Consider the following 14536-nt stretch of genomic DNA (forward strand, 5'->3'; position numbering starts at 1 on the left):
ATTTTTAATACTATCATTCGCAACACCGTTCGACCAGAGATAGGTAAAAGTACCTGGTCCCCACTGTCGCGGTTACTGTAGCCAATCCATTTAACTGACCACAACTTGCCCCAACAGACTGAAGTTGCAATACAATTGCTGGAGGCTGACCAAGTGAAAATTGTTGTGAAGAGGTACAGCCTGTACCATCCGTCACAGTTACGGTATATGTTCCGGCTGCTAATGAGTCCGCTGTATTGCCGGTGTCTCCATTAGACCAAATAACCACATAAGGAGTTGTGCCACCTGAAATACTCACTGTCAATGACCCGTTGGTTCCACCAAAACAGGAAGGTTGAATCTGATTTTGCAATTGTAGTGCAGGTGCACCTGAATTAGAAACTGCTACAGAATCGAGGAAAGTACAACCCAGATTATCTGTTATCGTTACCGAATAGGTTCCGGCAGGAATTCCTGTTAACGTTTGAGCACTACTGCCTGTTTCCCAGAGATAGGTATATGGTCCTACTCCACCACGGGGGGTTACAGTAGCGCTTCCATTGGATTGGTTACATGTGGCCTGAATTGAAGTAAAGGATGTTGTTATCTGCGCATTTTGAGTAATGGTTACACTCAGTGTATCTGTACAACCGCCACCATCACTAACGGTAAGGGTATACGTTCCGGCAAAAACACTGAACCGATCCTGATTGGTATTTCCATCATTCCACAGATAGGTGAAAGGAACTGTACCGCCAGTCACAGAAATATATATTCTGCCTGAGTTTGCACCAAAGCAACGGACATTTCTCACTGAATCCAATACAGCTAAAGGACCCGATTGCGCGGATACCAGAAAACTGAGTGTCGTATCGCAACTATTGAAATCAGATACTGTCACGGTATATGTTCCTGCAGTAAGACCCGAAATTGCTGCAGTCGTTTGACCACCTGACCATAAAAAAGTATAGGGCGACGTTGCACCATTTACCGTAAGGCTGATTGAACCATTGGAAAATCCACAAGAGGCGTTTTGAATAACCGGCACTACATTAAATGTATCCGGCTCAAGGATAACAAAAACAGCAGAATCGGAGCAGGCAACGCTATCTGTCACCATAACTGTATAAGTACCCGCAGCAAGACCGGAAACATCTTGTTGGGTTCCACCTTGTGACCATGAGTAAACGTAAGGAGTAATACCTCCAATCACATTGATGTCAATACTCCCTGTTGTCGCTCCGGGACAAATGACATCCTGTTGAGCAACCAGCGAAATAACCGGTCCGTTTGAGAGCGTAACTGCAACATTACGACGTCTTGTACATCCGTTCGCATCGGTTACCGTCACATTGTAAGTTCCTGCAGTGAGCGCTGTAATACTCTGGGTAGTTTGTCCGTTATTCCAGAGATAGGTATAGGGAGGAGTGCCGCCCGATGGATTCGACTGAGCCTGTCCGGTCGCCTGCCCGCAGAAAGAAGGTTGCGAGGTCATGGGAGATAACAATGCGGTAGGCTGAGTGACAGAAAAATTCTGCCGAACTGTACATCCTGCAAAATCAGTAACCGTTACCGTATAATTTCCTGCCGTCAAATCAGAAATATTCTGAGTAGTTGCACCATTCGACCAGAGGATAGATAACGGCGACGCACCCCCGCTTAAATAAATGGTGATCGCACCACTGGTATCATTATTACATAATAAATTTTGAACTGTACTACTATCAATGACCGGTCCGCCTGTTCCATTTACACTGGATGAAAATTGTGAGCTGCAATTATTCGCATCTGTAACTGTTACTGTATATGTACCGGCAATCACACCGGAAATACCGGTACCTGTACCCCCTGTTGACCAAAGGTAGAGATAAGGAGATGTTCCACCTGTAATCACGACTGACAATGCGCCATTCGCTAAACCGCAACTTGCAGGTGTTGATGAAAAAGTGGACTGAATTGAATCAGGTTCAGCAACAGTATACGTTCCGGTGGTGGTACAACTATTCTGATCCGTTACTGTTACAGTATAGACTCCTGCAATCAATCCTGTCACATCTTCTGTCAAAGCTCCATTACTCCAGATAAATGTTAAAGGAATTGCACCCCCTGCAGTTGTAATATTTATTGCTCCGTCACTGTCACCATAACAAGAAACACTATCTATAACTACAGAACTTATTACAGGTCCGGAAGCTGTCACAACCTGTCCGCTTGCTGTTGCAGTACACAATGCAGCATCGGTTACTGTTACTGTATACGTTCCCGCCGCAAGACTACTAATTGATGAAACGGTTGCACCTGTATTCCATAAATAGGTCAGGACACCGGTTCCTCCACTTGCAATAACCGTGGCAGTTCCATTGGATACCCCGCAGGAAGCATTAGTAGTATTTACAACAGCATTTATAGCCGAAGGTTGGGATAAATTAAAAACTCTGGATCGCGTACAAGAATTAAAATCAGTTACGGTCACCGTATACGCTCCGACTGCTAAATTGACAGGATCTTCTCCGGTAAATCCATTACTCCATTGATAAGTAAAAGGAGGGGTACCACCAGCCATAGTCAAATTGATACTTCCGGTACTGGCGCCGTTACATAAAATGTTAGTAACAACAGGTCCGAAAGTAATGAGATTGGTTTGGCTAACTGTATATGGTGATATGCCGGTACATCCATTTCCATCTGTAATAGTTACAGTATATACTCCTGCAATTAAACCGCTCACATCCTCTGTTGTAGCAGCGGTACTCCACAAATAAGTAAAAAGACCATTACCACCTGAAGGCGTTATATTAATACTTCCCGTCGCACCACCATTACAATTCACATTAGTGACCACACCGGTTGAAGTTACCGCATTAGGTTGACCAACTAAAAAGGATTGAGAAGTACTACAGTTATTTACATCCTGAACAGTGACGGTATACGTTCCGGCGAGAAGCCCGGAAAGATCTTCTGTTACTGCGCCGTTGCTCCATAAATACGTATACGTAGGAGTTCCTCCACTCACTGTAATATCTATTGCGCCATCATTACCTCCATTGCAGGTAACATCTGTTATAGAAGTATTGCTGATTACCGGTGCATTAGCCGCGGAGACCACAACACTTGAAACAGCGGTACAATTATTAGCATCACTAACGGTCACTGTATACGTTGCAGGAACCAGACCTGAAATGTTTGCAGTTATACCGCCGTTACTCCAGAGATAAGAATAACCGGGTGTACCACCGGCAGGAGTCGCAGTAGCAGTACCGGTTCCAACACCACAGCCGGATTGAGTTGCTGAAGTACCTACACTAAGTGCGGAAGGTTGTGTAAGTGAGAAGGACTGTACATGGGTACAGGCATTCGCATCTGTAATTGTAACCGTGTACGTGCCGGCTGATAAAGCAGAAATATCTTCTACAAGTGCTCCGTTGCTCCAGAGAAAAGTATAGGAAGGTGTTCCTCCATTTACAGTGACGTCAATGGCACCTGTACTTCCACCATTACAAGCAATAGTAGTAAGATTAGCGGAAGCTGTTATTGTTTGTGGCTGTGAAATCGGAAAGCTAAAAATACCCACACAGAAATTCTGATCAGTTATTGTTACGGTATAAGTAGTAGCGGATAGACCGGAAACATCCTGAGTAATAGCTCCTGTGCTCCAGAGATAGTTGTATGCAGGAGTTCCACCGGCTACAGAAATATCCAAACTTCCATTAGCACCTCCATTACAGGAAACATTTACAGTAGTTATCAATGTAGCCAGAGGACTACCTGTATTACCAACCGCAGTACTTGAAGAAACAGTACACCCGGCGGCATCTGTGACAGTTACGGTGTAGGTACCAGCCGCAAGTCCTGTAATTACCTGTGATGTTTGTCCGGTATTCCATTGAAAAGTGTAATTAGGGGTTCCACCGGAAGGAATAACTGTAATTGACCCGTTAGATGCGTTGCAGGTTCCATTTACAGGAATGAAATTTAAAAGAATTGGAGCACTTTGCGTTACAGTTGCATTTGTAATAGCTGTACAGTTATTTACATCTGTAACGGTTACTGTATACGTACCTGCAGGAAGTGCGATAAGATCTTCATTGCTACTGCCACTGCTCCAGTTGTAAGTATAACCGGGTGTACCTCCGCTAACGGTAAGATTAACGGCACCTGTAGACGCACCATTGCAAGCCACATTTGTAACAAATGTAGAAAGGATTATCGCGGCAGACTGAGTGACCAACGCACTGGTGGTTCCGGTACAGTTGTTAGCATCCGTAACGGTTACAGTATAGGTACCGGCAATAAGTCCGGTAATATCTTGATTGCTGCTGCCATTGCTCCAATTGTAAGTATAGCCCGGAGTGCCACCGCTCACTGTTAGATTGATGGCTCCGGTTGCTCCTCCATTGCAAACGACGTTCGTGACAACTGTAGAAAGATTGAGAGCGGCAGGTTGAGAAACTACTACACTTGTAGTACCTGTACAACTATTCACATCAGTAACTGTAACCGTATATGTACCTGCAATAATTCCGGAAAGATCTTCAGTAGCACTACCATTACTCCAGTTAAACGTATAACCGGGAACACCTCCGCTCACCGTTAGATTGATGGCACCGGTTGCTGCTCCACTACAGGCAACGTTCGTAACTACCGTTGATAAATTAAGTCCTGAAGTTTGTGAAACCACCGCGTTGACAGAGGCAATACAGTTATTTGCATCCGTAACCGTAACGGTGTATGTTGCAGCAGTTAGTCCTGAAATATCTTCATTGCTACTGCCGTTGCTCCAGTTGTAAGTAAAACCGGGGGTTCCTCCACTCACAGTAAGATTAATAGCACCTGAAGCACCACCATTACAAGCAATATTAGTCACTACTGTTGAAAGGTTAATCGGAGATGGTTGAGAAACCAGGACACTTGTTGTTGCCGTACAACTGTTCGCATCTGTAATGGTTACAGTATATGTTCCGGCAATGAGTCCGGAGATATCTTCATTGCTACTTCCGTTGCTCCAATTGTAAGTATAACCCGGAGTTCCTCCACTAACGGCAAGGTTAACCGCTCCCGTGGAAGCACCATTGCAAGCAACATTTGTAACTATTGTTGAAAGACTAATAGCAGTGGTCTGAGTAACAGTAGTACTAGTTGTTGCCGTACAATTGTTCGCATCCGTAACAGTTACGGTATATGTTCCGGCAATGAGTCCGGAGATATCCTCATTACTACTGCCATTGCTCCAGTTGTAAGTATAACCGGGAGCCCCTCCGCTAACGGTAAGGTTAATCGCACTTGTGGAAGAACCATTACAGGCAAAATTCGTAGCTATTCTTGAAAGATTAATAGCACTAGTCTGAGTAACTGTAGTACTGGTGGTTGCCGTACAATTGTTCGCATCCGTAACAGTTACGGTAAATGTTCCGGCAATGAGTCCGGAAATATCTTCATTGCTACTGCCATTGCTCCAGTTGTAAGTATAACCGGGAGTTCCTCCACTAACAGAAAGGTTAACCGCTCCGGTGGAAGCACCATTACAACCAACATTGGTAACTATTGTTGAAAGATTAATCGCAGAAGATTGAGTCACTATAGCACTGGTGGATGCCGTACAGTTGTTCGCATCCGTCACAGTTACTGTATAGGTTCCGGCGATAAGTCCTGAAATATCTTCATTGCTACTGCCATTGCTCCAATTGTAATTGTAACCCGGAGTTCCTCCGCTAGCGGTAAGATTAATTGATCCGGTTGCTGCACCATTACAGGAAACATTAGTTACTGTTCTCGCAAGGGTAAGCAGGGCCGGTTCATTGACTACTGCGCTGGTAGTTGCTGTACAATTATTGGCATCCGTTACCGTCACGGTATAAGTACCGGCAGAGAGTGTGTTAGGATCTTCAAAAGAACTTCCATTGCTCCAATTGTAAGTATAGCCTGAAGTTCCTCCGGTAACTGTCAGATCAATAGCTCCGGTAAATGTTCCATTACAAGCAACATTGGTACTTATTGTTGACAGACTTAATACGGGAGGCTGAGGGACAAATTCATTTGTTGTAGCAGTACAACCATTGGCATCAGTTACTGTCACTGTATAGGTAGCTGATAGAAGTCCGGAAGGATCCTCACTTATGCTACCGTTACTCCAGATAAAAGTATAATTCGGCAAACCGCCGCTAACTGTAAGATCGATAGCACCGGTCGCAGCACCATTACAATCAACATCTGCAACAACAGCAGAAAGATTAATCGCGGAAGGTTGCGAAATTACAATGAATGAAGATTCTGAACAGCCGTTGGCATCTGTAACAGTTACTGTATAAGTTGCAGCAGGAAGTCCATTCAGGTCTTCGGAAGTACTCCCATTACTCCAATTAAATGTAAAATTAGGAGTACCTCCGTTTACGGTAAGATTAATAGCCCCTGTAGATGCACCATTACAAGAGACATCCGTATCAACCAACTGCAAGGTCAGGAACGGATCTTCAAAAATATCAACGTTTAACTGACTGGTGCACGAATTAACATCTGTTACGGTGACATTGTATGCCCCGGCGATAACGTTCGTTATATCTTCATTCGAACTGGCATCAGACCATAAATAGGAATAGCCGGGAACTCCGCCGGTAACAGAAATATAAGCAGCACCGTCTGCCCCACCGTTACAGCTTGCCGAATTCACACTATCCTGAACTACTGTCATTAGCGCCGGTGCCACTAAAGTTACTGATCCGGTTTTTACTTCACCTAAAAAATCAGTAACAGTTACAGTATATGTCCCGGCAGGAATTCCACTCAGGTCTTCACTTGTGGCTCCGGTTGACCATAAAAATGTGTAAGGAGCAGTACCATCCGTGGGAGTAAGATCAATTGCACCATCACTACTTGAATTACAGGAAACATTAACCCCATTATAATCTGACAAGGTAAAAGTAAGTGTAATGATAAAAGAACTATTAGCCTTCCTGGCTTCGTTCCCGGAGGATAAAATGCTGAAAGCATTCGAACTGGTCGCAGAGCTAATTAGGAAAAGGAGAAATACAATTTTCCTCCAAACAGCTAAATTCAATTTCTTATGCATTTTTGAAATAGTTCCTCCTTCTTTTCGTTGAGAGAAAACAATCCTTCAAAATTAAGAAAATTAAGTGGATTATACTCTAAAGAAGGAGAGATTGAATCCATGATGGAAATATTCCGATCACGAGCGACATCACTGCAGCAATCAATAACAAAAACACATGCCCCGCATCCAATTTAAAGCCTTCTGATTCTACGGTATCATCTTTCAAAACAGCATAAATCACTCTGAAATAATAGAAAACTCCGATAAGAGAAGAAAGTATAGCGACAAGAACGAGCCAGGTGTATCCACCGGTAAGTGCACCATAAAAGAGATAATATTTCGCAAAGAAACCGGCTACCGGGGGTATTCCAGCCAAAGAAAACATAGTCATTATCAAGAAGATAGCAACCAAAGGCTGTCTTTTCCCAAGGCCATTAAATGCATCAATTCCTTCCTCACCGTCCTTCTTGCCCATGGCATGCAAACAGGAGAATGCCCCCAAGCTACCCAAACTATAGGCCGCTGTATATAACAGAATTGAACCGGCGGAAACTTCACTCATGGTTGCAATGGCCATCAGCATATAGCCGGCATGAGCAATGGAGGAATAAGCAAGCATGCGCTTAAAGCTCTTTTGATAAACGGCAAGAATATTCCCGGCCAGCATGGTTAATGCAGAGAGAACCGCTACTGCAGGACCCCAAACTTCGAAGAAAGGCATGAAACAGGTACTAAATAGCCTATAAAAAGCGGCAAATGCTGCAGTTTTTACCACTGTTGCCATAAATGTCGTTACTAAGGTCGGCGCACCTTCGTACACATCGGGTGCCCAGAAATGAAAGGGTACAGCAGTAATCTTAAAAAGAAAACCAATGAGGATCATCAACACACCCACTTGAATAAACAACGGACTTGCTGATCCTTTTGCCAATGTTTCACCAATTACCTGCAAATTGAAACTTCCGCAAGCCCCATATATCAGCGCGATTCCAAACAAAAGGAATCCTGTTGCAAAAGCACCCATCAGGAAATACTTCAATCCGGCTTCATTGGAAAGCAGGTTTTGTTTATCGGAAGAGGCAAGGACATACAGGCTGATGGATAATATCTCCAGACCGATGAAAAACATTGTCAGGTCGGAGAAACTGACCATGGCAATAGCACCGGTAAGCGTAAATAAAATAAGCGCCGCATTTTCAGAGAATTTATTGTCGCCGGTAAAATACTCTCCTCCCATTACCAGCCAAAGCAATGTGATCAGAATGATTAATCCGGAAAAAGCGATGGCATAATTATCAAAATACACCATATCATTAAAATACCTGATATCCGTCCCCCAGCCCATCACCAAGGTGGTAAGTGCTGCGGATAATCCAATCACGACAACAGGCAGCAATAATTTTTTAAAGCGAAAAACCTCCGCCATCATAGCCACAACTCCAAGAATTGATATAATGATCAGGGCTTTCATTTTAATAGATATTATTAATTTGTAACAGCACTTCTTCCAGAGCAGGCTGCGCTATTGTCAATATAGGTTTCGGATAAATGCCGGTAATTATGATCAACGCTGCCACTGAAATCAATACAATTTTTTCACTTGAGGCCAGTCCGGTAAATTCAACACTTCTGGCATGTTGTTCACCGAGCATTACTTTTTGATAGGCCCTCAACATATAAACTGCACCAAATATTACCGTCAACCCGCATACAAGCGCCATCGTTGCACTATACTGGTAGACCCCGCTCAACAGCAGAAATTCCCCAACAAATCCATTGGTCATAGGCAATGCCACTGAACCCAGCATTACAATCATAAAAAGAATGGTAAACAATGGTGAATTATTTGCAAGTCCACCAAGCTCATCCATATTCCTGGTCTTCAGTCTTCGTTGAATAATATCTGCTATAAAGAAGAGGCCCACTGCATTGACACCATGTGCCAGCATTTGCACCATACTACCCTGCAATCCCTGAATATTCAAAGAAAACACTCCCGCGCTAATCAATCCGACGTGCGCAATTGAAGAATAGGCTATCAGACGTTTAAAATCCTTTTGCACTAATGCTAACACCGATGCATATACTATACTGATCGTACAAAGTACGAGGGCGGTTTCACCCCACTGCGCAATACCATCAGGAATGACCGGAAGCATCCAACGGATTATACCATAAATACCCATTTTCAACATGATACCTGATAGTAACATTGATCCTTGTGCCGGAGCATCGGTATAGGTATCCGGCTGCCAGGAGTGCAGAGGGAAAATTGGTATTTTAATGGCAAATGCTAAAAAGAAACACCAGAAGAGCCATCCCTGAGTAGAGGGATCCACCGATGCATTATAGAGAGCAGCAATATCAAAAGAATGCGGAGCGGGAGTATTTAAATATAAATATATCAATCCGATCAACATCAGGAGTGAACCGAAGAGGGTATAGATAAAAAACCGCAATGTTATTTTAACTTTTTCAGCACCACCCCACATCAGACAAATCAACCATATCGGTATCAATGCTAACTCCCAGAACACATAAAATAAAAATCCGTCTAAAGCAGTAAACACACCAATCAATGCAAATTGCATGAATAAAATCAATCCATAGAAAGCAGCAGGTTTCGCATGATTATTTCTATAAGAGGATAAAATAATAAGTGGAGTCAGCACATTGGTCAGAGCAACCAGCAGAATACTGATACCGTCCATTCCCAGCTTAAAATTAATACCCAAGGCCGGGATCCAATCGTAATGAATCAAAAACTGATCAGCCATATCAGAGGAGAACTGCGTAAAGGCAAAGCAGGTAATTCCCAATTGCACAAGAGAAACAATAAGTGCGTACACTTTCACTGCATCATTTCGAAATGCCATTGCTCCTATCGAAGCCAGAAGCGGAAGTAAAATCAGGAGTAGGATCAGCATACCGGCAACTATACGATAAGGGTTAATACAATTAACAGAATTATTCCAACCACCATACTTAATATATATCCACCAATCTGACCTGATTGTGAGAATCGTAACAAACTGCTAAAGCCGGTAAGAGCCTTTGATATCCCGTTTATGATTGCGGAAATTACTCCAATCTCAATAAACTTATACGAGAATGTGGAAATGCTATCAAGTGGTTTAGTAATCACTGCTTCATAAATTTCATCGATATAATATTTATTACTCAGAAGTTTGGGAATACCTGCAGGTAATACATTATCTTCTTCGGGTAAAGTTTTTCTATCTACATACACCTTTCGTGTTGCTATGAAGATGATTATCAACAGAAGGACAGAAACTCCGATCAGGATATATTCGAAAAGGTGTGAGGCATGTTCCGTTCCATCTCTCCAGATCACAGGAGCTAGAAATTCACTGAATAAATGAGGAGCATGAAAAATTTCAGGCATACCCATGAATCCACCTACTGCTGACAATATCGCGAGCACAATCAATGGAAATGTCATGCTTACCGGAGACTCATGCAGGTGAGTTTTTTGATGCGTTGTTCCACGAAAATCACCATAAAATACCAGCCAGTAAAGCCGGAACATATACACTGCCGTTAGTACAGAGGTCAACGACAAAAGCATAAACATCGGCATAGAATACCCAAATGATGCGGCCAGAATTTCATCTTTGGAGAAAAATCCTGCAAAGGGCGGTATTCCTGCAATAGCGAGTGTGCCAATAAGGAAAGTCATATGCGTAACAGGCAACTTCCCTTTCAATCCACCCATCCGGCGAATATCCTGCTCTCCACTCATTGCATGAATTACAGAGCCGGCACCGAGGAACAACAAAGCTTTAAAGAAGGCATGTGTAACCACATGGAACAAAGCGGTATCATAGGCGCCAATGCCCAGTGCAACGAACATATATCCCAGTTGACTCACTGTTGAATAAGCCAACACCTTTTTAATATCGTTTTGTTTTAATCCGATGGTTGCAGCAAAGAATGCAGTTGCCAGTCCAATGATTGCAACAATCTGAGAAGCATATGGCGACAATGCGAACAATACATTTGAGCGCACCACCATATAGATACCGGCAGTTACCATCGTTGCAGCATGGATCAATGCTGAAACCGGAGTTGGTCCGGCCATCGCATCCGGCAGCCAGGTAAACAAGGGGATCTGGGCGCTCTTACCAATAGCACCCACAAACAGAAGCAGACAAATGGCCGTAATAGATGGGTTATTCAGCCCAAATCCTTTAGCCCCTTCAAACACTTCTTTAAAACTCACTGATCCAAATGTTGTAAATATTAAAAAGACGCCCAGTAAAAATCCAAGATCACCAATACGATTCATTATAAAAGCCTTTTTGGCGGCATTACTATAATCGATATTCTTAAACCAAAAGCCTATGAGTAGATATGAGCATAATCCAACGCCTTCCCATCCTGCGAACATCACAATATAATTAGATCCCAGTACCAGCAGTAACATAAAAAACACAAACAAATTCAAATAGGAAAAGAAACGGGAATGATCCGGTTCATGATGCATGTATCCGATTGAATAGATATGAATGAGCGTACCAACACCGGTAATCACCAACAGCATAATCACCGAGAGCCGATCAATGAGAAACGAAAAATCAATCTTCAGATCACCCACAGTTATCCAGTCAAACAGTACTATTCTTTCAGGAACAAAAGAAGGATCCTTTACTTCAAAGAAGAAAGCAACAGAAACCACGAATGAAAGAAACACCATTGCACTGGCAATACCACCGCTAATGAGCACAGGCAGACGCTTATTCAAAATCCCGATCAGGATAAATCCTAACAGCGGGAGAGCGGGAATGAGCCAGGCAAACTGATGCATAATTATTTTCTTAATGAGGTAGTGACTACCACTTCAACTTATTTAACTCGTTTATGTCAACGGATCTGATATTATTATAAATCATCACCAGAATTGCCAATCCTACAGCCACTTCAGCAGCGGCTACCGCCATTATAAAAAAGACCATCACCTGACCACCGGCTTCTCCATGCATGGTTGAAAAAGCCGTCAACAAGAGGTTAACAGCATTCAACATTAATTCAATACACATAAACACAATAATTGCATTGCGGCGAATCAACACACCCAGCACACCGATCGTAAACAAGATCGCTGCGAGACCGAGGTAATGCTCTATGGGTACGTAATTCAGATTCGTTTCCATGCTACTCAATTATTCTTTCACTTTTTTACCCAACATGACTGCACCCACCATTGCGGCAAGGAGAAGGATGGATGTTATTTCGAAGGGGAGAACATAATCACCATACAATGACTTTCCCAAATTTGCAACTGTACCGATTTGGTAATCGGTTGAAGGAGCAGGCAAACTATCCCTCGTATCAATAACTGTTGTCGTCAATACTAACAATAAACATCCTGCGACAATGGTCACCACGCCTTTCAGCAAATTACTCTTCACCGGCTCCGCATCCTGATTCATATTGATGAACATCAGGGTAAAGAGAAACAACACCATTATTGCTCCAGCATACACAATGATATGTACTGCGAACAAAAACTGAGCATTGAGCAATAAATAATGTCCCCCAATGGTAAAAAAGCAGAAGATCAGGTACAAAACGCTATGAACCGGCTTACGCGACAAGACCACCATCAGTGCACTAAACACTGAAAGTGTTGCAAGAATCATAAAGGGTAAGGCGGGATTCAATTTGTTTTGGTGGTTGAATGGGTTGCGAAATTAATACATTCTGAGGCTATACAAAATAAAGTCAGGGTTTACGATGTGCATTCGTACGTTTACTAATATCAATTCTGGTGTCAGGACTGGTTCCTTCGACCAACTTATCTTTGCCGAATATAAATCCTCCACGGTCATAGTTGGAGGGCACCATCCTGTCTGTCAGGAAGATGGCTTCCTTTGGACAAGCCTCTTCACATAGTCCGCAAAAAATACATCTCAGCATATTTATCTCATAAACTTCCGCATATTTTTCTTCTCTGTAAAGATGCTCCTCCCCTTTTTTTCGTTCGGCGGCAGTCATGGTTATTGCTTCTGCCGGGCAAGCCACAGCACAAAGTCCACAAGCCGTGCAATTTTCACGACCTTGTTCGTCTCTTTTCAACACATGCCAACCCCGGTAAACCGCTGCGACGGGACGTGTTTCCTCCGGATACTTTATTGTTGCTCTTTTCTTAAAAAGATGTTTGACTGTTATCATTAATCCGCTAAGAATTGCAGGGAGATATAATCTCTCCATGAAAGTCATCTTCTTATTAACTACTATTTCTGATCTATTCGTAAGTTGCATAAACTACTTTTTTTTCCATGAACCGGAGTAAACCCTTTCATTAGAAACCGTAAACATTTGATGTGTGTACTCTACTCCTTTTCTATTCCCTTTATATTTTTCTCTTCTCTACACTTTGCTTCACTTTTTCATTTCACTTTAACTTTTATCCATCTTCACTTCTACTTTAAATCTACTCTTAGTATTTCCATCAAAACAACTGCCCGTTTTTCCATAATACAATTCCTGCGGTAAGGAAAATATTAAAGATGGCCAGCGGAATCATAATTCTCCAGCCGAGGTGCATTAACTGATCATACCGGAAACGGGGAATGGTCCAGCGTATCCACATGAAAAAGAATATAAAGAAGAATATTTTCCCAAAGAAGATCAACGTACCCAACAACGTCAACATATTATGTGAAAGACCAAGTTGATCGATAAAAGGGAAATTATAACCCCCGAAATACAATGAAGAAATAATGGCTGCAGAGATAAACATATTAATATACTCCGCGAAGAGATAAAATCCGAGTTTCATCGAGCTGTATTCGGTATGGTAACCACCTACCAGCTCTGTTTCACATTCCGGCAAATCGAAGGGTGTTCGATTACATTCAGCAAATGCACAAACGATAAAGAGAAGAAATCCCAGTGGCTGTGCGAAGACATTCCAATGAAAACCCTGCTGTTGTTCTACAATTTCCCGAATGCTTAATGTACCTGTCGTCATCACCAGTGCAATGATGGACATCCCCATGGCTAACTCATAACTGATCATTTGAGAGGAAGCACGAATGGCCCCCATCAGCGAGTATTTATTATTTGATGCCCAACCGCCAATCATAATTCCATAAACGCCAATACTTACTACACCAAAAATGTACAGTATGCCGATATTTACGTCGGTAATTTGAACGGGATATTCAGTGCCATTTATAAAAAGACTATTGCCCCATGGGATCACCACACCTGTCATAGTAGCGGTCATCATCATGATTGAGGGACCTAATATAAACAGCCCTTTATCGGCATTTGTCGGAATAATTTCCTCCTTCATAAACATCTTTACACCATCAGCGATCGGTTGCAAGAGTCCGAAGGGACCGGCGCGATCCGGACCAACTCTGTCCTGCAGGAATGCTGCAATTTTCCGTTCAGCATACGTACTATAGGCTGCTACCCCCAGTGAAACGAGGAATACAATAACAACAAGTACAAACTTAACTATGATAAACTCCATTTTCT

Annotated in this window: 8 protein-coding genes; all 8 read right to left on the bottom strand. The window is 42.7% G+C overall.

The features are described 5' to 3' along the window. Positions 1-13: 13 nt before the first annotated feature. The 8 genes from IPJ86_01145 to nuoH all read right to left on the bottom strand — a co-directional run bounded on the left by IPJ86_01145 (position 14) and on the right by nuoH (position 14531). Positions 14-7042, bottom strand: coding sequence for a SprB repeat-containing protein (locus IPJ86_01145; GenBank protein MBK7885940.1), 7029 nt, complete (start codon positions 7040-7042; stop codon positions 14-16). A gap of 76 nt (positions 7043-7118) precedes the next feature. After that, positions 7119-8495 carry an NADH-quinone oxidoreductase subunit N gene (locus IPJ86_01150; GenBank protein MBK7885941.1) on the bottom strand — a complete coding sequence of 459 codons (1377 nt, stop codon included), beginning with the start codon at positions 8493-8495 and terminating at the stop codon, positions 7119-7121. 1 nt (position 8496) lies between these two features. Then, a complete protein-coding gene (locus tag IPJ86_01155; GenBank protein ID MBK7885942.1) occupies positions 8497-9951 on the bottom strand; it encodes an NADH-quinone oxidoreductase subunit M in 1455 nt (484 codons plus the stop codon). Positions 9952-9959: 8 nt separating this feature from the next. Further along, positions 9960-11852, bottom strand: a complete 1893-nt coding sequence (gene nuoL / locus IPJ86_01160; protein MBK7885943.1) for an NADH-quinone oxidoreductase subunit L — start codon at positions 11850-11852, stop codon at positions 9960-9962. Positions 11853-11877: 25 nt separating this feature from the next. Continuing rightward, entirely contained in the window at positions 11878-12198 is a 321-nt protein-coding gene (gene nuoK, locus IPJ86_01165) for an NADH-quinone oxidoreductase subunit NuoK (protein ID MBK7885944.1), read from the bottom strand. A 9-nt stretch (positions 12199-12207) separates the two neighbouring features. Continuing rightward, complete coding sequence (locus IPJ86_01170) at positions 12208-12687, bottom strand: NADH-quinone oxidoreductase subunit J (protein ID MBK7885945.1); 480 nt, start codon at positions 12685-12687, stop codon at positions 12208-12210. Positions 12688-12769: 82 nt separating this feature from the next. Then, positions 12770-13309, bottom strand: a complete 540-nt coding sequence (locus tag IPJ86_01175) for an NADH-quinone oxidoreductase subunit I (protein ID MBK7885946.1) — start codon at positions 13307-13309, stop codon at positions 12770-12772. 190 nt (positions 13310-13499) lie between these two features. Continuing rightward, positions 13500-14531 (bottom strand): NADH-quinone oxidoreductase subunit NuoH, encoded by a 1032-nt coding sequence (nuoH, locus tag IPJ86_01180; GenBank protein ID MBK7885947.1) that lies wholly within the window; start codon positions 14529-14531, stop codon positions 13500-13502. Between the last annotated feature and the right edge of the window lie 5 nt (positions 14532-14536).

It is taken from the genome of Bacteroidota bacterium, assembly GCA_016713925.1.
Lineage (GTDB): Bacteria > Bacteroidota > Bacteroidia > AKYH767-A > OLB10 > JAJTFW01.

Coding starts and splice junctions, on each gene's coding strand:
- nuoK (MBK7885944.1), bottom strand. CDS start 12,198: ATGGAAACGAATCTGAATTACGTACCCATAGAGCATTACCTCGGTCTC.
- IPJ86_01170 (MBK7885945.1), bottom strand. CDS start 12,687: ATGATTCTTGCAACACTTTCAGTGTTTAGTGCACTGATGGTGGTCTTG.
- nuoL (MBK7885943.1), bottom strand. CDS start 11,852: ATGCATCAGTTTGCCTGGCTCATTCCCGCTCTCCCGCTGTTAGGATTT.
- IPJ86_01155 (MBK7885942.1), bottom strand. CDS start 9,951: ATGCTGATCCTACTCCTGATTTTACTTCCGCTTCTGGCTTCGATAGGA.
- IPJ86_01145 (MBK7885940.1), bottom strand. CDS start 7,042: ATGCATAAGAAATTGAATTTAGCTGTTTGGAGGAAAATTGTATTTCTC.
- IPJ86_01150 (MBK7885941.1), bottom strand. CDS start 8,495: ATGAAAGCCCTGATCATTATATCAATTCTTGGAGTTGTGGCTATGATG.
- IPJ86_01175 (MBK7885946.1), bottom strand. CDS start 13,309: ATGCAACTTACGAATAGATCAGAAATAGTAGTTAATAAGAAGATGACT.
- nuoH (MBK7885947.1), bottom strand. CDS start 14,531: ATGGAGTTTATCATAGTTAAGTTTGTACTTGTTGTTATTGTATTCCTC.